The sequence below is a fragment of the Candidatus Roizmanbacteria bacterium genome (assembly GCA_016700135.1).
In the GTDB taxonomy this organism is placed as follows: Bacteria; Patescibacteriota; Microgenomatia; order UBA1406; family GWC2-37-13; genus UBA1450.
The window spans coordinates 1394106-1416333 of sequence record CP065004.1 but is presented as its reverse complement, the minus strand read 5'-3'; the positions used below and the strand labels follow the sequence as shown (position 1 = coordinate 1416333).

The 22228-nt window shown below is 41.9% G+C and carries 27 protein-coding genes; all 27 read left to right on the top strand.

What is annotated here, in order from left to right:
• Window positions 1-20: 20 nt before the first annotated feature.
• The 27 genes from IPM65_07440 (at window position 21) to IPM65_07310 (ending at window position 22228) form a co-directional block, all read left to right on the top strand.
• On the top strand, window positions 21-941 hold the full coding sequence (locus tag IPM65_07440; GenBank protein QQS43936.1) for a DNA-directed RNA polymerase subunit alpha: 921 nt from the start codon (window positions 21-23) through the stop codon (window positions 939-941).
• 18 nt (window positions 942-959) lie between these two features.
• Window positions 960-1463 carry a L17 family ribosomal protein gene (locus IPM65_07435; protein ID QQS43935.1) on the top strand — a complete coding sequence of 168 codons (504 nt, stop codon included), beginning with the start codon at window positions 960-962 and terminating at the stop codon, window positions 1461-1463.
• Window positions 1464-1482: 19 nt separating this feature from the next.
• Window positions 1483-1923: a 50S ribosomal protein L13 gene (gene rplM / locus IPM65_07430; GenBank protein QQS43934.1), complete on the top strand. Its 441-nt coding sequence runs from the start codon at window positions 1483-1485 to the stop codon at window positions 1921-1923.
• A 34-nt stretch (window positions 1924-1957) separates the two neighbouring features.
• On the top strand, window positions 1958-2413 hold the full coding sequence (gene rpsI, locus IPM65_07425; GenBank protein ID QQS43933.1) for a 30S ribosomal protein S9: 456 nt from the start codon (window positions 1958-1960) through the stop codon (window positions 2411-2413).
• Window positions 2414-2539: 126 nt separating this feature from the next.
• On the top strand, window positions 2540-3433 hold the full coding sequence (locus tag IPM65_07420) for a glycosyltransferase family 2 protein (protein QQS43932.1): 894 nt from the start codon (window positions 2540-2542) through the stop codon (window positions 3431-3433).
• 172 nt (window positions 3434-3605) lie between these two features.
• Window positions 3606-4694, top strand: a complete 1089-nt coding sequence (locus IPM65_07415; protein QQS43931.1) for a glycosyltransferase family 4 protein — start codon at window positions 3606-3608, stop codon at window positions 4692-4694.
• A complete protein-coding gene (locus IPM65_07410) occupies window positions 4691-5770 on the top strand; it encodes a glycosyltransferase (protein QQS43930.1) in 1080 nt (359 codons plus the stop codon). The genes IPM65_07415 and IPM65_07410 overlap by 4 nt, the downstream gene beginning before the upstream one ends.
• Window positions 5771-5793: 23 nt before the next feature.
• Window positions 5794-6879, top strand: coding sequence for a mannose-1-phosphate guanylyltransferase (locus IPM65_07405; protein QQS43929.1), 1086 nt, complete (start codon window positions 5794-5796; stop codon window positions 6877-6879).
• A 38-nt stretch (window positions 6880-6917) separates the two neighbouring features.
• Window positions 6918-7556, top strand: a complete 639-nt coding sequence (locus IPM65_07400; protein QQS44733.1) for a sugar transferase — start codon at window positions 6918-6920, stop codon at window positions 7554-7556.
• 58 nt (window positions 7557-7614) lie between these two features.
• Complete coding sequence (locus IPM65_07395) at window positions 7615-9510, top strand: DUF4012 domain-containing protein (protein QQS43928.1); 1896 nt, start codon at window positions 7615-7617, stop codon at window positions 9508-9510.
• 18 nt (window positions 9511-9528) lie between these two features.
• Window positions 9529-10056, top strand: coding sequence for a DNA repair protein RecO (gene recO / locus IPM65_07390; GenBank protein ID QQS43927.1), 528 nt, complete (start codon window positions 9529-9531; stop codon window positions 10054-10056).
• A gap of 51 nt (window positions 10057-10107) precedes the next feature.
• Window positions 10108-11517 carry a glycine--tRNA ligase gene (locus tag IPM65_07385; GenBank protein QQS43926.1) on the top strand — a complete coding sequence of 470 codons (1410 nt, stop codon included), beginning with the start codon at window positions 10108-10110 and terminating at the stop codon, window positions 11515-11517.
• A gap of 33 nt (window positions 11518-11550) precedes the next feature.
• Window positions 11551-12012, top strand: coding sequence for a hypothetical protein (locus IPM65_07380; GenBank protein ID QQS43925.1), 462 nt, complete (start codon window positions 11551-11553; stop codon window positions 12010-12012).
• Window positions 12013-12096: 84 nt separating this feature from the next.
• Complete coding sequence (gene rpsT / locus IPM65_07375) at window positions 12097-12348, top strand: 30S ribosomal protein S20 (protein QQS43924.1); 252 nt, start codon at window positions 12097-12099, stop codon at window positions 12346-12348.
• The gene (locus tag IPM65_07370) at window positions 12345-12869 is read left to right on the top strand and encodes a hypothetical protein (GenBank protein QQS43923.1); all 525 of its coding nucleotides are present in this window, start codon (window positions 12345-12347) and stop codon (window positions 12867-12869) included. The genes rpsT and IPM65_07370 overlap by 4 nt, the downstream gene beginning before the upstream one ends.
• A gap of 2 nt (window positions 12870-12871) precedes the next feature.
• Window positions 12872-13435 carry a type 4a pilus biogenesis protein PilO gene (pilO, locus tag IPM65_07365; GenBank protein ID QQS43922.1) on the top strand — a complete coding sequence of 188 codons (564 nt, stop codon included), beginning with the start codon at window positions 12872-12874 and terminating at the stop codon, window positions 13433-13435.
• Window positions 13432-13614 (top strand): hypothetical protein, encoded by a 183-nt coding sequence (locus IPM65_07360; protein QQS43921.1) that lies wholly within the window; start codon window positions 13432-13434, stop codon window positions 13612-13614. The genes pilO and IPM65_07360 overlap by 4 nt, the downstream gene beginning before the upstream one ends.
• A 2-nt stretch (window positions 13615-13616) precedes the next feature.
• Window positions 13617-14975, top strand: a complete 1359-nt coding sequence (locus IPM65_07355) for a hypothetical protein (protein QQS43920.1) — start codon at window positions 13617-13619, stop codon at window positions 14973-14975.
• Between the two features lie 192 nt (window positions 14976-15167).
• On the top strand, window positions 15168-16172 hold the full coding sequence (locus tag IPM65_07350; protein QQS43919.1) for a hypothetical protein: 1005 nt from the start codon (window positions 15168-15170) through the stop codon (window positions 16170-16172).
• A gap of 4 nt (window positions 16173-16176) precedes the next feature.
• Complete coding sequence (locus tag IPM65_07345) at window positions 16177-16440, top strand: chorismate mutase (GenBank protein ID QQS43918.1); 264 nt, start codon at window positions 16177-16179, stop codon at window positions 16438-16440.
• Window positions 16440-17153 carry a prephenate dehydrogenase/arogenate dehydrogenase family protein gene (locus IPM65_07340; protein QQS43917.1) on the top strand — a complete coding sequence of 238 codons (714 nt, stop codon included), beginning with the start codon at window positions 16440-16442 and terminating at the stop codon, window positions 17151-17153. Before IPM65_07345 ends, IPM65_07340 begins: the two co-directional genes overlap by 1 nt.
• Window positions 17150-17968, top strand: coding sequence for an ACT domain-containing protein (locus tag IPM65_07335; protein QQS43916.1), 819 nt, complete (start codon window positions 17150-17152; stop codon window positions 17966-17968). Before IPM65_07340 ends, IPM65_07335 begins: the two co-directional genes overlap by 4 nt.
• Before the next feature lie 29 nt (window positions 17969-17997).
• Window positions 17998-19086, top strand: a complete 1089-nt coding sequence (aroB, locus tag IPM65_07330) for a 3-dehydroquinate synthase (GenBank protein ID QQS43915.1) — start codon at window positions 17998-18000, stop codon at window positions 19084-19086.
• A gap of 138 nt (window positions 19087-19224) precedes the next feature.
• Window positions 19225-20508 (top strand): 3-phosphoshikimate 1-carboxyvinyltransferase, encoded by a 1284-nt coding sequence (gene aroA / locus IPM65_07325; GenBank protein ID QQS43914.1) that lies wholly within the window; start codon window positions 19225-19227, stop codon window positions 20506-20508.
• A gap of 100 nt (window positions 20509-20608) precedes the next feature.
• Window positions 20609-21187: a shikimate kinase gene (locus IPM65_07320; GenBank protein QQS43913.1), complete on the top strand. Its 579-nt coding sequence runs from the start codon at window positions 20609-20611 to the stop codon at window positions 21185-21187.
• A gap of 1 nt (window position 21188) precedes the next feature.
• Window positions 21189-21404, top strand: coding sequence for a DUF1653 domain-containing protein (locus IPM65_07315; protein ID QQS43912.1), 216 nt, complete (start codon window positions 21189-21191; stop codon window positions 21402-21404).
• Window positions 21401-22228: a shikimate dehydrogenase gene (locus IPM65_07310; GenBank protein ID QQS43911.1), complete on the top strand. Its 828-nt coding sequence runs from the start codon at window positions 21401-21403 to the stop codon at window positions 22226-22228. The genes IPM65_07315 and IPM65_07310 overlap by 4 nt, the downstream gene beginning before the upstream one ends.

Below are 22228 nucleotides of genomic sequence, written 5' to 3'. Positions count from 1 at the left end.
CTAATTGTATACATCTTTATATGTTAGAGCCAATGTTTTCCGTAAAAATTGAAGAGCAATCTGAGAACTACGGAAAATTTATTTACGAACCCTTCAATACCAGTTTCGGAAACAGTATCGGTAATGCATTGAGAAGAACGCTTCTCTCTTCTTTGCCGGGTGCTGCTATCTCACATGTCAAATTCGGACAGGCATCACATCTTTTTGCCACAATCAAAGGCGTAAAAGAGTCGGTCCTTGACATTGTATTGAATCTTAAACAGATCCGCTTTAAAGCAGAAGGAAACGGACCGTTCACAGCGAGAGTTTCAGTAAAAGGGGCAAAAAAAGTGTATGCAAAAGACTTTGAAGGAGATGTTGAAGTCGTCAATGGTGATTTCTATATTGCAGAGGTAACCGATGCAAAAGGAGCTCTTGATATTGAAGTAACGGTACAGGTCGGATACGGATATGAATCAGCAGATGACAAAGAGACGCAGACAGGTTATATTGCCGTTGATTCTTCTTATTCACCGATTACCAAAGTAAATTTTAAGGTTCAGGAAGCCCGTGTAGGAAGAACAACCGATTTTGAGAGACTTATTCTTGATGTCTGGACTGACGGAAGCGTTACACCTGAAGAAGCTGTAAAAGAAGCATCAACAATTCTTTCAAAGCACTTTGCGGCAATTGTTGAAGGAAAAGAAGAAACGCAGGAAGAGTCAACCGCGGCTGAACCGACAGGAAAAGAAGAACAAAATCCGAAAGCATATGAAACCATTATTGATGAACTCAATCTTCCGTCACGTGTCATCAATGCTCTGTTAAGAGAAAACATTGAAACAGTTGCAGACCTCGTTGAAAGAGGACGTGAGGATTTGACCAATCTGAAAGGTGTAGGAAAAAAATCAATCGATCTTATTGAGGAAGAGTTGAATAAGATGGGTGTTGAACTTAAATAAGTTGGAATTATTGACAGAATGAAACACAGAACTAAACTAATCAAATTTCACTCAGGAAAAGATTCAAACAAAATGATTCTGAGAAAGATGATGACGAACTTTTTCAAATATTCGCACATCGTTACAACAGAAAAACGCGGAAAAATACTGAAGCGTTTCATTGATATTGCAGTCGCAAAAACCCGTGAAGAAACGGAAGCAAGTAAAAACTATTTGCTCAAGTACTTTCCGAGTAAAGCCTTTGTCTCAACCCTGTTTGCACAGGTCGGTCCTGCCGTAAAGGATATTGCGGGCGGATATGTCCGTATCGTTCGGATGAACCAAAGAGACAATGACGGATCAATGATGGTGCGAGTCGAATGGGCACATCCTGTGGTCATTGACTGGGGGGAAAAGAAAGAAAAAACAGCCAAAACAGAAAAAGCGGAAAAATCAGAAAAGAAAAAGGCTCCTAAAAAGGCTGTTAAAAAAGAAAAGGCTGAAAAAAGTGAAAAAGTAAGTTCTGAAGAAGAAACTAAATAATACTATTTAATCAAAAAACATGACACGTACAACACTCTCAACCAGATCAATCAAAGCAAGTGAAATTGACCGAGAATGGCATCTGATCGATGTCAAGGACCAGATCCTGGGCCGTGCAGTCGGAGAAATTTCAACTCTTTTGCAGGGAAAATCAAAAAGAACATATGTACCCTATCTTGATATGGGTGATCATGTTGTAGTCATCAATGCAAAGGATGTCAAGGCTACCGGGAAAAAAGGTGATCAGAAGATATACGACCGCTACTCGGGTTATCAGGGAGGACGAAAGACATTGACTCTCAATGAGATGATGGATAAGAAACCGACTGAGGTCATCCGTGAAGCTGTCTCAGGAATGCTTCCGAAAAACAAGCATCGTGATGCCCGTCTGGCAAGACTTCATATTTATGAAGGAGAAACACATCCGTTTGCACAAAAGTTACAAACAAAAAAATCATAAACAATTATTGTAATTAGTTATTAGGTTTATATATATGGCAAAGAAAAAGAAAGATATTCAATATTATGAATCAGTCGGCAGGCGCCGTGAGTCAGTTGCACGTATCAGACTGCATATTGTCACGGGTAAAGATAACAGTGCTACTGTCAAAGGTTCAAAAATGAAACAGGGAGAAGTTGTCATAAACGAAAAACTTTTAGCTGATTACTTTCCCTCCGCTGCAGAGCAAAATCTGATCATGCGTCCTTTTAAACTGACGGATAGTGCTGACAGATTTGTCGCAACAATTGTGGTCAAAGGCGGCGGTAAAAACGGACAGGTTGAAGCCATTTCCCACGGAATCTCTCGGGCTCTCTGTTTGGCAGATGAAACTTTCCGTGAGGTACTCAAAGCAGAAGGACTTCTTACCCGCGATGCCCGTATACGTGAACGACGAAAAGTCGGTACAGGCGGAAAAGCACGCAGACAGAAACAGTCACCGAAGCGTTAACGGTATCTCCTGTCTTCCCGTCCGCCGGCTGGCGGATCGTTCGGGATCTTCTCAAGATACTGATTTGCCGGTTCGCGAACACATGACAACAAGGCACATGCTTCTGTTATATTAGATAATAAGCGTATGATAAAACTCTCTGTTATTATTCTCTCGTACAACACTAAAGATATAACAAGAGAATGTATAGAAACGCTCTACAAGAGTTTATCTTCGTATCCCTCGCTTGACGCTGAAATAATCCTGGTCGATAATGCGTCTGTGGACGGTTCGGCTGAGATGATCAAAGAACTTAAATCTTCATTATCCGATAAAAATATCGGCTATTCATATATTTTGAATCAGCACAACGAAGGGTTCCCGAAAGGCAATAATGCAGCAATCGTCAATGCAAAAGGTGAATATACCCTTTTCCTCAACTCCGATGTCCTGATAAAAGAAGTAGATTGGCCGGAACTGTTTTCTTATCTTGACGCTGATCCTGCAGTTGCCGCGCTTACCGTACGGGTAGATCTTCCGAAAGGCGGGATTGATCCGGCTTCTCACCGCGGCTTTCCGACTGTTTGGAATTCATTCTGTTATTACTCGAAACTGGAAGCACTGACACGCAATGTCCCGATTCTGAACGCATGGTTCGGAGGATATCATATGACGGAAAAAAATCTTTCTGAAATACATGAGGTTGATGCAATAAGCGGAGCATTCTTTCTTGCGAGAAAACAGGTTGTTGACGAACTTGGTGGTTTTGATGAAACATTTTTCATGTACGGTGAGGATATCGATCTTGCTTTCCGCATGAAAGAAAAGGGGTATAGGGTTCTCTATTATCCGAAATATCATGTGACTCATCTTAAGTATCAAAGCGGATTGAAGAAAGGGAAGAAAAACACGGAGAATAAAACGAAAAAATATTTCTACGATGCGATGAAGATTTTTTACCGGAAGCATTATGAGGGTAAAAATCCGTGGATTGTATCGCAGTTGGTGTACTTTTTTATTAATGTAAAGTCGAGATTGTAATTATCATGTCATCCCGGACTTGATCCGGGATCCAGTAATGTAACTGCTCGATAACAATTTATATTGCTCCGTGGGCGTGCTCACCAGAATCTGTCAGCTGCGCACCTCCCAAGTCGCATAAAAATTGTATCTTCGCAGTTACAATCATGAACATTGCTTGTCATCAAAAATAATGAAACCCAAACGAATCGGTATCGATGCAAGGCTATATTTCCAAACGGGTGTAGGCACTTATCTGAGGAATTTGCTTCATTTCCTTCCTGAAACGGCGCCTGAGGACGTTGAATTGTATGTTTATGTTCTTCCGCAGGATAAAGCTTCTATTTCTTTGTCAGATAAGCGTTTTGTTTTGCGGGAAGCCGATGCCCGTTGGCATAGTCTTTCTGAGCAGACGACCTTTTATCGGCTGATTATGCAGGATGATATTGATCTGATGCACTTTACCTATTTCAGCTACCCTGTTTTTTATAAACGTCCCTTTATCGCCACTGTCCACGATTTGACACCGTTATTGTTTAAAACAGGGAGGGCATCCACATTGAATCCCTTTTGGTACGAATTCAAGTTTCGGATTTTCAAAAATGTTCTAGCCAGTCAGATAAGGCACGCGCAGGCAATCATTACACCGTCAGAAACGGTCAAAAAACAGCTTTTTGATGTTTATGGCAAGGATAGTGCAACAAAAACGCAAGCAATACCGGAAGGGGTGAATTTTGAGCTTCAGGAAGCGAAAGAAAGTAGCCGGCTGGCTAAAGATGCCGGCGATCAATATTTCCTGTATGTCGGCAACTTTTATCCTCATAAAAACGTAGACTCATTGATTCAGGCATATAAACTTTCCGGCGTGCAAACTCCGCTGATCCTGACAGGGCCGGATAATGACTTTGCAAAGCGATTAAAGGGTATTATTGAGCTGGAGGGAATGAATTCCATTCGATTTATCCATGATACATCAAACGGTGATCTTGTCTATTTGTACAAGCATGCGAAAGCTCTTATAAACCCGTCACTGTCTGAAGGGTTCGGTCTGCCGCTTGTTGAGGCAACGTATTTCGGTTGTCCGGTGATTGCGTCAGATATTCCGGTGTTCAAAGAATTACTAGGTGAGAACTACACAGCCTTCAATCCCTATGATGTGAATGATATTGCTTCTAAACTGAAACTCAAAACGTACAAGAGTGCAGCATTACCTAATGACTTTTCTTTTAAGCAGATGGCAAAAAGGACAGTAGAGGTATACTCAGAATTATTGACAAAATGAAAACAGCAATCATATATGACTGGATGGATAAATGGGGCGGGGTGGAACGCCTTCTTTTGACCCTGAATGAAGAGTTTCCCGATGCTGATTGGTATACCTCATATATTGATCGTGAGAATGCTTCCTGGACAAAATACCTAAGCGGGGAAGTCTATCCTTCTTTCCTGCAGAAGTTTCCGGATTTTTTACGGAGAAGCCGCATATTTTCTCTTTTTTTACTTCCGTATGCATTCGAAAGCTTCGACTTATCTAAGTATGATCTGGTAATTTCCGTTACATCTTCTTTTGCCAAAGGAGTCATTACACGACCCGAGACAAAGCATATCTGTATTCTTCTTACACCGACCAGGTGGCTGTGGGGGATGACCGAACAGTATGTATCTTCAAGCTGGGCAGTACCATTCCTCTCAAAACTGCGCAAATGGGATTTCGTAGCAGCCCAAAGACCTGACCGGATCATATCCATTTCTCAGCATGTTGCCGAACGATGTCGTACGTATTACAAAAGAGACAGCGATGTGGTGTATCCGCCCTTTGATACTGAGCACTGGGACGCTATTGAAGAAACGGTTGAAAGGCCCGAGAGGCCTTATTTTTTGACGGTATCGCGCCTTGAATCGTATAAGAAGGTAGATCTTGTCGTAAAGGCATTTACGCAGTTACAGAACTACGATCTGGTGGTAGTCGGGAGAGGATCACAAAAAAAGTCATTGCAGCATATAGCTTCAAAAAATACGACGTTCCTTGAGAATGTTTCCGATATAAAACTCAGGTCGTTATATCGTAATGCCGAAGCTCTTATCATGCCTCAGGAAGAGGATTTCGGATATGTCTCGGTGGAAGCACAGTATTTCGGCTGTCCCGTCATCTCTTATCGGACGGGAGGAGTAGCGGAACTGATAGAAGACGGTAAAACAGGGTGTCTTTTCGATTCCCAGAATGTCTCATCCGTAAGAGAAGCGGTTGCAGATTTCAAGCGCGACACGTACAATTTAGTTGACACGAAAGGTATCGCCAGGAAGTTTGCGAAAGAAACCTTTATTTACAAACTTCATGAGATCATTTCCAAAAAGTAAGTTATACATTATTAAAGTACCCTATGAAAGCAGTTATCTTCGCAGGCGGTGTAGGAACACGCCTTTGGCCCCTCTCCCGTAAGAAGTCACCGAAACAGTTCGAAAAAGTTGTTGGCGACAAATCAACTCTCCAGCTAGCTGCGGAACGTCTTCTTCCTGAGTTTGCAGCCGAGGATATTTTTATTTCGACCGGAAAAGACTATATCAAAATGGTTCAGGAGCAACTTCCTTTTGTGCCTGTTGAAAACATTATTGCCGAACCGGCTAAACGGGATGTAGGGCCGGCTGTTGCTCTTGTTATGGGTTACCTTGCAAAAAAATTTCCCGATGAACCGGTAGTAATACTCTGGAGCGATCATTTAGTAAACAAAATCAATTTATTCAAAGATATTGTTCTGAAATCAGGGAAGTTTGTGGCTGAAAAGAAAAACTGCATTGTTTTTATCGGTCAGAAGCCGCGCTTTGCTTCGGACAATCTCGGTTGGATACAAACGGGTAAAAAGATAATGGACATTGACGATATAGAATTTAAACAGTTTGAAGAATTTAAGTATCGACCGGACAGTGAGACTGCTCAAAAATATTTTGATAACAAGCACTATTGCTGGAATTTGGGATATTTTGTCACTACACCGAAATTCATGTATTCTCTTTTCCGCCAGCATGCAAAAGAGATTTATGACGTTACTGAAAAAATCGTTGAGGCAGAGGATTACGAGAAATTTTCTGAAAAACTGATGAAGCATTATCAGGAAATGCCTGAGATCAGTTTTGATAACGCCGTTCTTGAGAAAATTGAAAAAGATTGTGCCTATGTTGTGGTGGAAGACATCGGTTGGAGTGATGTCGGAGCGTGGGAAGCGCTGAAAGAAGCATTAGAGCAGCATCGGGAAGACAATATTATCAAAGGCCGGGTTCTGCTTGAGGAGTCACAGGACAGCCTGGTGTACAATTATGAAGATAAAAAGCTTATTGTCGGCGTCAATGTCAAAGAACTTCTCGTCGTGAATACTGATGATGTACTGCTGGTGGCAGACAAGAAAGCAGTCAAAGAAATTAAAAAGTTAGTGGAAAGTTTTCAGGGTACTGAAAACGAGAAACTTACCTAAACTCCATGGCAGAACGAACCTCACTGATCGCAGGAACAATGTACCAACGGTATACGAAACGGCTCATGGATATCGTCTTATCATTGATCTTGTGTGTGATATTTTTTATTCCGTCCGTAATTGTGGCTGTTTTGATCAAAATTACCTCTCCCGGTCCGATATTCGCCGATGTCCCCGAACGCATCGGACAGTCGGGGAGGACCTTCAAGATGTACAAATTCCGCTCGATGATCCAGAATGCACATCAGATGCTCCGGAATGATCCTGAGTTTAAGGAACTGTATGAAGAGTATAAAAAAGGCAGTTATAAACTGCTGAATGATCCCCGCATTACAAAAGTCGGAAAGTTTATCAGAAAGCATTCACTCGATGAACTGCCGCAGGTACTGAATGTCCTGAAAGGCGATATGAGTCTGGTTGGTCCCCGGGCATATTATCCGGACGAGCTGGAAAATCAGCAGCAGGAGTATCCACACGCACGCAAGCTTGTAAGCAAAGTACTGCTGGCAAAACCCGGAATTACCGGATTATGGCAGGTATCAGGGCGCTCTGAAATCAACTTCGATGAGCGCATTATCATTGATGCAAAGTATGTCGATCAGATTTCTCTGAAAAATGATATCATCATCATCCTCAAGACTCCGTATGTCATGCTGACGGGCAAAGGAGCCGTATGATACAATTATTATGCTGCCTTAGACAGGTAGTATCTTTTTTTGTTATACTTTATATCTTATGAAAAATTTATTGCGTCCTAATAAACCAAATACGGCAAAAGGGCCTTCAAGAAAAAAGAAAAAAATCATTATTTCTGCACTGCTGGGTGTTCTCGGAGTCTTTGTCCTTTTGGGAATCCTCGGATACATATTTGTCTATACTCCTGCCATGAAGATTAAGGCAAAGGGAATGGAAGTAATGGCCGAAGCGGAACTTCTGAAAAGTGATGTTAAATCAAACGATATTGATCTCATAAAAAACCGCATGAACTCACTTTCGGATAAGTATGCCGGTCTTGAACAGGAATCTAAACAGATTTATTGGGCATCGTTTGTGCCGTATGTCAGTGATTATAAACACGGGATCGAAGCGGGGAGGTATACCCTTGAAGCAGGAAAAGAATCAGTCGAGGCAATCTATCCGTATGCGGATCTGATCGGCTTCAAGCAGGGGGAACAGAATTTTTATGAAAAGAGTGCGGAAGAAAGACTGCAAACCGCTGTTGTCACCCTTGATAAGATGCTTGCCCGTATTGATGTTGTAGCAAAAAATATTGAGGAAGCGGAAAAACGGATTGAGATGATTGACCCGAACAGATACCCTGAAAAGCTCGGAAAATATGAGGTCAGATCGAATATTACTGAAATGAAAGGACAATTCCAGGGTATGGCGACACTATTTGTAGATGCTCAGCCTCTCCTGAAGCAGCTTCCTTCGATTTTAGGAGCAGAAGAAGAGAAAAACTATCTGATCCTCTTTCAGAATACTGCTGAACGGCGTGCTACAGGAGGGTTTTATACCTTCTTTGCCGTATTTAATATCAATAAAGGAAAACTTTCAATTAAAGATTCAAGTGATATTTATGATCTGGACAACAGTATTGCCAATCATCCCGCAGCTCCTGAAAAAATCCGGACATATCACAAAGACGTAACCAAATTTTATCTTCGTGACAGCAATCTGTCTCCTGATTTTGCAGAGTCCATCAAGCTGTTTGACTCGCTGTATCAGAAGTCCGGGAGAAAAGTTGAGTATGACGGAATTATTGCTATGGATTCAAAGGTACTGGTGGATATGCTTGAGATTTTCGGCGATACCCAGGTAAACGGCATCAATTTTTCAGCCAAAACCGATCCGAGATGTGATTGTCCGCAGGTGATTTATTCACTTTTTGATATCGTCGACCGGCCGGTAAATTATGTCAAGGTTGACAGAAAACGAATTCTGGGAAATCTGATGCTGGAACTTTTTTACAAGGCGATCGGCTTCTCCCCTTCAAAATACTGGGGTCAGATGGCACAGGCAATGTTCCAGGATTTGGATGAAAAGCACATCCTTTTATACTTCACGGATCCTGACACACAGGCAGCAGTCGAAAAAATGAATTATGCAGGGAGAATCAAGGAGACGGAAGGCGATTATCTCCATATCAACAACGTGAATTTTGCCGGTGCAAAATCCAACATGTTTATTGACGAGGAAGTCACGTCTGAAACAATTTTTGAGGGTGATACCGTAAAGAGAACTGTTACCATCAAATTCAAGAATCCTCATCCGCACTCAGACTGTAATCTGGAACGGGGAGGTCTTTGTCTGAATGCAACTCTAAGAAACTGGATACGTTTCTACGTGCCTGAAGGATCAAAACTTGTTTCATTCAAGGGATCAAAGACAAAAACGCTGACATATGATGAACTCGGTAAAACAGTTTATGAGGGCTTTATGACCGTCGATCCGAAGGGCGTTGCAGAAGTAACCGTAGAATATACCTTACCGTCTTCTATCACGAAAGACAATTATCACCTGTATGTACAAAAGCAGGCAGGGGTTGAAAATCAGGAACTTTCAGTAGAAGTCGAAGGTAAAGAACTGTTTAACGGTCCTTTCAAGGTTGATACCGAAGTCAAGAATTGAATGTGAGCCAGAAACTGTATGCCGACACTTAAAAAACTGGAAGGCTTTGTTCTGAAACGGAAAATCCTTTTGGATAAAGATTTGTTTATTACCATCTTCACGAAAGAAGAAGGGAAGCTGGCACTTTTTGCGAAAGGAGCGCGTAAGTTCACTTCCAGACGTGCAGCTCACTTGCAATCAGGAAACCTCATTACCGCTCAGGTAAGCGTCTCAAATGACCGTATGTATCTGCAATCTACGGATCTGATATCCGGTTTTCTGCAGCTGAGAACAGAAAAATATATCGATCATATCTATATGTTTCTTGCCGTTATTGACGCCCTTCTTCCTGAAGGAGAACAGGAAGTCGAGATTTATACCATTCTGAAACGATTTTTTGTCAAATTGTCAAAAGGAAATAATCCTCAGAGCGTGCTTCATGTCTCTCTCCAGGAAACCCTCGCACTTCTCGGGTACGTGCATGACAAAATGTCCCTTCCGGAGCTTATTTCAATTGCTGAAGAGACTATTGGATATAAGTTGCCAAGGCATGTTATAATAAGCTGAATATAGTATTGGGAAGCGATTTCGTTTACCCGCAACATTATTATTGAATATATGAATACATCTGTTTCTCTCGACAAAATAGTATCGCTTACCAAGCGACGCGGTTTTATATATCCCTCATCTGAGATCTACGGCGGGCTTGCGAATGCGTATGATTACGGTCCTCTCGGAGTAGAACTTCTCCGGAATATCCGTAATGTCTGGTGGAAAAAATTTATTCACAAACGGCGGGATATGATCGGAATAGATTCACAGATCATTCTGCATCCGCGCACCTGGGAAGCATCAGGGCACGTCGGGAGTTTCAGTGATGCCGTAGTTGAGGACACCGTCACTCAAAAAAGATATCGGGCGGATCACCTCATTGAAGATTGGATACGGGGAAAAGCGGAGTACGGAAACCTTGTTGTCGAAGATATGACTGTAGACGAAATGGCGGAGTTTATCAAAAAACAGGACGTCAAAAGTCCGGAAGGGAATCCTCTAACTGCCCCGAAAAAATTCAATCTTCTGATGGAGACCCATTTGGGGACGCTTGTCGGACAGAAGGATACGGCATACCTACGGGGGGAAACCGCACAGGGAATTTTCAGTAATTTTAAAAACATACTGGATACTACACGGGTAAAAATTCCGTTCGGGATCGGTCAGATCGGGAAAAGTTTTCGCAATGAGATTACATTAGGACAGTATATTTTCCGGACATTTGAATTCGAGCAGGCCGAAATCGAATATTTTTTTAATCCTGAAAAGCAGGATTGGCACCAACTGATGGAAAACTGGAAAAATGACATGTGGTCATTTATCACGGAAGATCTGGGTATCCGAAAAGAAAACCTCCGCTGGAGACAGCATACCGATAAAGAACGAAGCCATTATAGCCGTGATACCTACGATCTGGACTATCAGTTTCCGTTCGGATGGAAGGAACTGTGGGGAGTGGCTTATCGTACTGATTATGATCTGAAGCAGCACATGGAATTCTCGGGTCAGGATCTCAGATATACCGATCCTCATACCCAGGAAAAATATATTCCTCATGTGATCGAGCCGGCGATCGGCCTCAACAGGGCGCTGTTTATGGTTCTTTCAGATGCCTATACTGAAGAAGAAAACAGAACGGTTCTGAGACTGAAACCTGAACTTGCTCCGTTTACGGTTGCTGTGTTCCCGCTTGTTGCCAACAAAGAAGATCTGGTTTCGAAAGCCGATGAAGTATTTGCATTACTTTCAGCGGAATACCCGACCTACTGGGATGATCGGGGGAACATCGGAAAGAGATATCGATACCAGGATGAGATCGGAACACCTTACTGTGTTACGGTTGACTATGATTCTCTGACAGACCATACTGTTACTATTCGCAATAGAGATACAATGCAGCAGGAGCGGGTTCCGACAGACTCTCTTCTTGCTTATCTGAGAGATCATCTATTCGGCCAAAGGCCGATGGGCTTATAGCCCACTGCATCATTATAAATTTTTTTGTAAATCATGGATACTATTTCGAAAAAATATTATATAATCGGTGCTGTCGTTCTCGTACTTATAGTGGCAGGAGGAATATTTTTAATGAATAGAAATAATTCTCCGCAAAAAGCAGAGGAAAAGGAATCGGTTTTTGAAGAACCGGAAGAAGTGATACCGACAGTAGACGCTTCAGTTAAGGTTTCCATCAAAGGAACAACTGATGCCGTTGTCACGATTGAAGGAATCCCGGACGGGACGGAAACAATCGAATATGAGCTTTCATACAACACAAAAAGCGGAAGTATGGAAGGAGCAATCGGACTTATACAAGTTGAAGGCTCTGAAGCTGAGGAAGAAGTGACATTCGGTACCTGTTCATCAGGAGTATGCCGATATCATGAAATTGACGGGCCGGTAAGCGGAAACTTCGTTTTTGAAGGTTCATACGGTAAACGTATGCTTGAACAGGAGTTTACTCTGGAATAACCCGTTTTTCTCTTCATGAGTAGCCGAGATTGTCAAGAAATTGATTATAAGTTTCATGTACAATGAAAGGAGGTGATATAAACTATGCCAAACATTAAATCAGCAAAAAAGAAAATGAAACAGGATGTTGCAAGAACAGAGAGAAATGCTGCTTACAGCGGTAAAATTGAAGGCATCTTGAGAAAAGCAACAAGCGGTGTAAAGACAAAAAAGAAAGAGTTTGTGAATGAAGCATATGCTTCGATTGATAAAGCGGCAAAAAAGAACATCATACACAAAAATACAGCAGGAAGATTAAAAAAGCGCGTTAGTAGATTGGTTTCTAAGGCGTCATGAAATACCTCATTAACCTGTTTCCGGAAAAAGAGAAGAATGTATCAGAAAAAATCATCTACTTTGCCTTTCACTATCTTCGCTATATTTTAGTCATAACGCAGTTCGTAGCGATCTGCGTGTTCTTCTTTAGGTTCAAAGTTGATCAGGAAATTGTAGATCTCAAAGATAAACTCAACCAAAAGCAATCCATCGTTTCGGCAACAAGTGAACTTGTCAGTCGGATCCAGGAAATTGATACCAAAATGAAGCAGGTACAGACTGTTCTTGATGAACAGGAGGTATTTCAGGCAAAATACTCCTATACATTGTCAAAAATCTCCTCAGAAATCCGTATCGAAAATTTTGTTATGGGAGCCGATGCTGTGGATATTGACGGATCATCCGCAACGGTTGAGCCGATAAAAGCTATGTACGATGCACTTCAGGCAGATCAAAGATACAAAGTAATTGATTTATCAACAATCGAAAAAGGTGAAGAAAGATTTAGTTTCAGTTTGCATTTAGCTGAGTTTATACCCTAACCATGGATCGCAAAAAACTTGTTGCATTAATGCATGAAAAAAAGATTCAGGATTATAGCTTTACGATATTCTTTTTTTTGGTTTTTTCTATCTTTTTAATTTTTGCAATCAGACCGAATATCCTGACAGCATTTAATTTGCAAAAAGAACTAAAGGACCTTGATTTGAAAAATAAAGAAGCGGAGAATGTAATTTTGCAGATTGTAAACTATCAGTCAGTCATGGAGAATTATCGGGATAAACTGACATTGTTGGATGAAGCGATCCCTTCTTCTCCGGGGCTTGCGAAGGCGATAGAAGATGTGAGAGGGACAGCATCGGCTTCCGGACTCCTTGTTTCTGAAATGACTGTTGAGAGCGTTGAGTTTTCTGATGATAGAGGAACCGGTGAGTTGCAGACGTTTCAGATACTTCTGAGTTCGCAGGGATCGACTGCAGATCTGAACACTTTTATAACGGCGATACTGAAACAACGCAGGCTGAAGATGTTTGAATCAGTCGAAATATCAAGCGAATCGGAAGGCTCGACCAAGATTACATTAACAATAAAAACGTATTTCTTATGAGTCAACGTGATTTATTAGTCATAGCGGTAATCATATTTTTGACTATCATTGCATGGGTTATTGTGGAAGTCCGTGCTATTAGTCAGGATACTCCTACAAATGAAGAAATTCAGTCAGCAACGGTAGAGTATACTATTAATACGGACATCCTTGATGTACTGGAAAAGAAAACGCCTTAACTATGTATTCAGAATTATATACTCAGTCCCATTTCAGATTTACAAAATATCTCGCTTTTGCGGCGCTTTTTGTGGTTGTCTCCACGGTTATTTTTTTGCTTTCGCAGGATTCTTCACCGACCCGAGCATCAAAAAGAACGCTTAAGGAACATGAGGTCGTAAATGTTTCTCCCCGTCAAATAGGAGTTTTCTGGGAGACTGATGAACCCGATGAAGGATGGATCATGTACGGCGAGAACGATTCTTCTCTTGATCTTATTGCGCTTGACGAGAGAGATATCAAAAGTGAGAAAACAAAGAGAAAATATCACTATGCGCTCCTTAAGAATCTGCAGCCGGACAAAGTATACTACTATAAAATCGTGAGCAATAATGAACTCATTTCGCATGAAGACGGTGGTGCATTTGAATCAATGACGTTGGAAGAATCCGCAGCGATGACCTCCCTGTCCCCGATTTACGGCAAAGTTATCCAAACAAACGGTCAGCCTGCAAAATCGGCTTATGCAATGCTTATTGTCGGTAATGCATATCCTCTGATGACCATGACCGGGAATACCGGGGAATGGCTTATTCCCTTGCAGTATTTGGCCAATAAACAAACCCGTAGCTCCGTACCGGTTACTGACGATGCATTGATTACTATTCAGTTGTTTGATGATGAGAACAGATCCATGGTACGAAGCACTATTAATCGGAGCAGACCCATTCCCCAGCCGATCACTTTGGGAAATAATTACTCTTTTATCGCAGAAACCGATGTGCTGGCCGTACAGAATACGAATAAGAAATCGGAAGTCCCTGTCAGGCGTGATATCGTAGACATTCGTTTTCCGAAACAGGGAGCCGTCATTCCCGGTGTAGCGCCTCTTATCAAAGGATACGGTATTCCCGGTAAGGCAGCTGAGGTGACGATAGATTCAAAACCGGAATTTTCATCAAGAGTTATCGTGGATGAAAAAGGTGAATGGAATGTGCCGGTAAAAACGAGTATTAAACCCGGAAAGTACACATTGACCGTTCAAACGGAAGACGCAAAAGGGGATATCGTACAGCTAGAACGTGAGTTTACGTTGATAAAAAGCGGTGAGCGGGTATTGGGCGAATCAGATGAGGCAACCCCGTCAGGATCGATCACTCCCTCCACAGCACCGACAGTTATTGTCTCAACTGCCACTCCCACTCCGACGACAGTGAGATCTCCAACACCGTCCGGAATACTGGCTTCTCCGACACCGATTATAAGCGGTACGCTGACAGGGGTTCCGACACCGCCTGTTTCGGGTATGAGTATTATTCCCATGATGATGGCCGGAGTCGGAATGATCGCATTCGGGATCGGCGTGATGCTGCTTTTGTAAGTTGACAGCGCCGGTTTCTCTGTTACAATTGAATTTATGATACAAAAAGCTTCCCACAACAGCTTTTATTTTTACTTTTACTTTACCGCCTCGGGCGGCGTGGGAAGTTGTGCTTAAAACATAACAATCACCACCCCGCCCGCAAGGCGGGGTTTTTTAATGGTCCAAAACTCATTATCATTTAAAAAAAATATGAAAAACCGATCAGCAATAATCATCGCAGGACCCTGTTCTGTTGATGACAATAATATTAAGGAGATCAGGGAGATCTCAGAAATTGAAATTACAAATCGCGAAGGTAAGAAACATCGTGCAATCGGAGGGACACGAATTGTAGGTTTGAAATCACGGACCGAGCTGGATTCATCCGGAAACGGTATGGGTATGGATTATGACGCGTACAGAAAAAACGTTGAGATTATTATGAACGGAGGCGGAATTAAAGATCTTGAAATTTTGCCCAGTGCCTACATCGCTGAAGAAATTGTGAATGAGACAGGAATGATAATAGCGACCGAGGTAATGAATCCGATCATTCAGCTTCCGTCTTTTGAAGGGAAAGTCGGTAAAGGGAAATTTATTCCCTGGAATCCTGCAGTCAATCAGCTGGGTTGGCATATCGAGCAAACGGCATTGTTTGCAAAACGAAACGGCTGGCATATCGGACTGAAAAACGGTAAGTGGATCGGAGATCATCTTCATTCGGCAGACGATGAAAATTACACAGGGAAAACCACTATGGAAAAGACATGGTCTGGATTGACGCGATATATCCAGGATCTCGACGGGGACATTATTCTTATCCACCGGGGAGTTGATGTGCCGGGGAAAGGTGATTTCCGCAGTGCGGTAGTCCACAATATTGCCCGACGCGTCAAAAAAGAAACGGGAGCAAAATTGTACTTTGATCCCAGTCATTCATACGGCCCGAAACTCCGCTCACATATTGTTGGAGCAGTTGTTGAAGCGATGCGCATGAAAACAGCCCAGGATGAGTTTCTGTATGACGGAGCATTGATCGAGACGGGAACATCTACAACTGATACCGAACAGCACATCACCATTCAGGAGTTGCGGGAATTGGTATCTGTTCTGTCATCATTCAGAGATCTTGTCGCGCCTGAGGAAGGAAAGCAAAAATCAAAAAAGAGGACAAAAATGAAAGAGAAGCCCAATTATAAGTATTCGTCACACTAATCAAATGGAAATTAATGATTTACGGAAAAAAATCGATGAGATTGATCATGACATCCTGATCCTGCTCTCAAAGAGACGGGATGTTGTGGAAGCAATTGGTGAACGTAAAAAGGTCAGTAGTCTTCCCATCAAAGATGAAACCCGTTTCGGGGAGATGATTGAAAAGAGAAAAGAGATAGCGGTGGAACTATTTATCCCGGAGTCCGTAGTCTTATCCATATGGGACGTCCTTCATAATTGGGCATTGGAAGTTGAACGATCGAAATAATGATTCGAAACGTCGGTATCATCGGTCAAGGAAAATTCGGGACTCTCCTTCTGGAGATACTCCCTTCTGTGTTTCCGCAAGCTGAGATAATTTCTATTGCAAGAGATACTATATCCGATGTTCATCAATGTGATTTGGTTATTCCTGCAGTTCCAATAAATCATTTTGCGGAAGTTATCGGGACTATTGCACCGTTGCTGAAGGAAGGGGCGACTGTAATGGATGTTTGTTCCGTTAAATCTTATCCGGTTTCAATCATGAAGAGTGAATTGCCGCCTCATATTCAAATTGTTGCTTCACATCCGATGTTCGGTCCGGGTACAGTTGCAAAACTCGGGAACAATCTAAACGGATTACGGATCGTGATGGAAAAGGTTCGAGTGAAAGGTCATATTTACTCTGAAGTTTATGACTCTTTCCGAAAGACAGGTCTTGATATTATCGAAATGTCTGCCGAAGAACATGACGGGTATGCAGCAGAATTTCATTTTACCGCACATGTCATTGCGGCTTTAGTTAAAGAAATCAAACTATCAAGAAGCCCGATTGACACACGATCAGTCGAATCACTCTTTGATTTTGTCGAAATGGTACAGACCGACGATACAAAACTATTAAAGGAAATGTATACCTTTAATCCTTTTTGCAAAAAGCAGTTTGAAAAAATTAATTCAGCATATCAGTCAATTAGTTTATTATTACAACAGTCATGAAAATATATTATTTAGGTCCGAAAGGATCATACAGTTATGCGCTTTTGCAAAAAGTCTGTCCCGATGATGAGCTGATACCGATGCCCACCTTTGTCCACATTTCTGATGCTGTTATGAACGACAAAAAGAGTATGGGACTTCTGGGTATAGAAAATTCCATAAGCAGTTCCGTTCATGAGAATATAGATCTCGTCTTTCATACTGATCTTTACATTGTCGGTGAAGCATGTATGGATATCCAGCTCCATCTCATTGGGACCAGCGATTCGGATATTACAGATGTCAGAGAGATATTTTCTTATCCTCAGGCGATTGTACAATGTTCTTCATTTATCGAAAAACACGGTCTTATAACCCATGAGACACCGAGTACCGCATCTGCAGTACGGGAAGTGGATACACTGCAGGATAATACAAAAGCCGCAATAGCAGGTCGAGGCTCACTTGCCGATACAAATCTCCGAATTATTAAGGAAAATATTGGAAATACCTCACACAATATGACCCGATGGGTATTTGTATCAAATAGCCTTTTTAGCCTCGGTAAGATACAGAATAAAATTACGGTTATTTTCAAGGTAAAGCATGAACCGGGAAGCCTGGTCAAGGTACTGCAGGCGATAGCAGATGCCAAAGGTAATATGTCCAAAATCGAATCCCGTCCCGTTCCCGGTTCGAACTGGGAATATCTTTTTTGGATTGATGTGGAGATCCCTGAGGGATCAGCAGAAACGTTCAAAGTGTTATTGGAAAAGGAAACGCTTTCATACAGAATGGTCGGGATATATGAAAAAGGTCAGACATATTCGGAATAAATACTAAGATTAATAGTTGAATACAAACCATGAAAACAATTGAAGTTGGTATACAAAAACAAGCACGGAAATATCAAGTATGTGTCGGTGAGAATATTATTGAACTGATCCCCGATTTGATTGATCTAGCAGGGTATTCATCAATATATATTATTACTGACTCAAATGTTTCAAGACATTATCTGAAGCCTGTTATTAAAATCTTTTCTCAACGGATTGCAAATATGTATTCATTTGTGTTTCCAGCCGGAGAATCCAGCAAGCAAATCGGGACGGTAGTTGAAATATGGAAAGATATGGCAAAGAATATGATTGACAGGAAAGCATTGATTGTCAATCTTGGCGGTGGTGTGGTTACTGATCTGGGAGGCTATGCAGCTTCAGGTTATTTGCGCGGCGTATCGTTTATAAATATTTCAACGACTTTGGAAGGAATGGTTGATGCCAGTGTCGGCGGAAAAACAGGTGTGAATCTTGGTACGTTAAAAAATTACATTGGTTCATTCACGCAGCCTGAACTTGTTGTCTGTGACGTTGAAACGTTAAAAACACTGCCTCACCGCGTGTTGATTCAGGGGTATGCAGAAGTAATTAAGCATGGACTTATCGAGGATAGTAACTACTTTGAAGAAGCGGTTAAGAAAAGTCCTCTTGAGATGACTGATAAGGAATTAATAGATATTGTTGCAGAGTCTGTCCATATTAAGTCAGAGATAGTCCGTCAGGATGAGACAGAGCACAGATTACGAAAACTGCTGAACTTCGGCCATACGGTCGGGCATGTCATTGAGTCACATAGTATGAAGTCACAAAATCCGTTATTTCATGGTGAGGCTGTTTCAATTGGCATGATAGCTGAGAGTTACATTTGCCAGCTTATCGGGATGATTACAGAAAAAGAGTTTAACAAAATTGAAAGCGGGATAAAGCGCGTAGGGTTGCCGGTAAGATATGAAGGTCTGGTCGTAGATGATGTGTTGAGAGCAATGTTAACGGACAAAAAAGTTGAAAAGGGGCATATCAAGTGGACGCTCCTCAGCGGGATCGGGCAGGGCGAATTTAATGTGAGTGTTGATGATAAGTTTGTGAAAAAGGCAATTGAGTATATTGTGGGTTAGATTATTTGATATTTGTCGAATACTATGTAATTTTTTGCGAGCTAGTTCGCCTATGGAGTAGGCATATATCAACAAGATCTCGATCTGATCGGCTCAAAGATAACTCTCAAAAATTTTCATACTGTTATTCATTTCCATATGAAACAAATACAATTAAAACCAATTCAAAAACCGGTGGAGGCAACCGTTGTCATACCGGGATCAAAAAGTGTGACCAATCGGGCACTCGTTATGGCGGCATTGACGCGGGGCGCGGTGACGATCAAATATCCGTTGTGGAGTGATGATACTGAAGCAATGATTGAGTGTCTGCAAACGCTTGGCATCAAGATAGAAAAGCGTGATCATGAGGTCATTGTCCGCGGAAGTATTGCTGATGTAAAGAAAAGCGGATATGAACTGAATGCGAGATTGTCAGGAACAACTATAAGATTTATAACCGCACTGGCAGCGATTGTCCCGGGTGTAAAAAAGATTTTCGGAATCGGTCGTCTGAATGAGCGCCCGATAAAAGATCTGGTTGACGGATTGCGTCAGATGGGGATCGAGATAGTATACGAAAATCAGGATGGGTTTCCTCCTATTGCCGTTCATCAGTCAACGGTCACTAAAAGATTCGTTCGAATGCATGGGGATGTGAGCAGTCAATATTTTACAGCGTTACTTTTGATAGCTCCCGTAATCGGCGGTATGACAATCGAAGTTGAGGGAAACCAGATCTCAAAATCATATATAGATATCACACTCGAGATGATGCGGGAATGGGGAGTTTCCGTTCAGAACAATGATTATAAATGGTATGAAGTTCCTGCCGGATCGTACAGAATGAGTGAATATATCGTTGAAGGAGATTACTCTGCGGCGGGTTATTTTGCGGGTATTGCGGCTCTTACGGGCATGACAATCACATTGAAGAATCTACGTCAGGATTCTACACAGGGTGATAAAAAATTTCTGGAAATTATTCAAAAAATGGGAAATGAAGTTGTGTACGACGAGGATAGGATAACGATAAAAGGGACCGGTGTCCGGGCACTCGAAGTTGATATGGAAAGCTGTCCCGATCAGGCGCAGACTCTTGCGGTTCTTGCGGCGTTTGCTGAAGGAGTGACAAAAATGACGGGAGTACGTTCCCTCAGGGTGAAGGAAACGGAACGGGTTAAGGCGGTACAACAGGAACTTGCTAAAATGGGTATACGCACGGAGTCACCTGATGAAGATTCTTTGCACGTGTTCGGAGGAAAACCTCATGCGGCGGTTATTGACACCTATCACGATCACCGTATGGCGATGAGTTTTGCGATGGCGGGAGCAAAAATTGAAGGGATGAAGATTAACGATCCTGAAGTTGTGAAAAAAACGTTTCCTGAGTATTGGGAGAAATTGAGAGCAATTGGATTGGAATATCAAAAGCGCTTGTAACCGAAAATTTGCTTTTCATAAAGCCAGATCTATAATGGATGGCAGTTATGATAAGACAAATTTTGATTATTTTGCGGTCATTAGTAATTAATCAAAACCTATGAAAATAGCACTGATCGGATTTATGGGATCGGGGAAAACCACCGTTGGAGAAGCATTGGCAAACATGCTCGGATTCGAATTTGTTGAGATGGACAAAGTAGTTTTAGAAAAAACGAATTTTAGGGACATGCAGGAGCTGTTTTCAAAGAACGGAGAAATATATCTCAGAGAATGGGAAATTGCACTTGCAAAAGAATGGCAGGAGAAAGAAAAAACTGTCATATCAACAGGTGGCGGTGTAGTTATGAACAACATTATTCCGGAATATTTAAAAAAGAATAACGGTCATGTAATATTTTTGCATGCGTCGTTTCAGACACTGGAACAGCGTGTTATCAAAGACAAAACGCCGCGGCCTTTGTTTGGGAATGTGAGGGATGCATATCGGTTGTATCATTTTCGATTACCGCTTTACAAAAAATACGCGGATATGACCATTCGTACAAAAGGTAAAGATGCGGTGAAAATCGCAAAGGAGATTGTCTTAAAACTGTATAAAAATGAGCCGGCCGATCTGAAGGATAAGAGTCTGCTGAAAGAGGTTGTAGAACAGATTATGAACATTCGGGCATTATAATATGATAAAAAAAGGAATTTATCGGCATTACAAAGGGAAGGAGTATCGTGTACACGGAGTTGCCCGCCACTCAGAAACTCTGGAAGACTATGTCATATATGAACCATTATATAAATCCGACTCGGCATTTTGGATCAGACCGCTTTCAATGTTTACGGAAACGGTTTCAATCAACGGGAAAAAGGCCCCTCGTTTTGAGTTTATAAGAGAAGAATGAACATATCAGGAAAAACAAAAATATGTGTCATTATCGGCGATCCTGTCGAGCATTCCTTATCGCCTGCAATGCACAATGCAGCATATGAAGCGCTCGGTATTGACGATGAATTTGTGTTTGTCGCTGCCCGTGTGAATCTTGAAGACGTGAAGGATGTCGTGCAGGCAGTTCGTGTCATGAATATCCGGGTATTGACTTGTACGATCCCTCACAAAATGGAAGTGATGAAGTATCTTGATGAAATTGATCCGATTGCTGAAAAAATCGGAGCCGTGAATACGGTTGTAAACGATAAAGGAGTACTGAAAGGATACAATACCGACTGGCTCGGTACGGTCATACCGCTTGAGAATCATGCCGGAGATCTTCGTGGCACATCCGTTGCATTAGTAGGGGCGGGAGGTGCGGCCCGGGCTATGGCGTACGGAGTTCTTGAGAAAGGGGCGAAACTTTCAGTTTTTAACAGAAACCAAAAAAAAGCTCAGATACTTGCAAAGGAGCTCGATTCTGATGTATCCGTTTTTACATATGATGATATGTCGCGTGAAATACCGAAACATGAGATTATTCTCAATGCAACAAGTCTCGGGATGGGTGAACAGATTGATCAAACACCCTTGCAGAAAGAATATTTGAGAAAAGGTCACATTGTCTTCGATGCAGTATACAAGCCTCGGGAAACGAGATTGTTGAAGGAGGCAAAAGAGCAGGGTGCGGTTACGGTACAGGGAGTTGAAATGCTCCTTCATCAGGGCACTGCTCAGTTTGAGTTGTACACGGGGAGAAAAGCACCGATTGAAGTTATGAGAAAGGTTTTACAATAA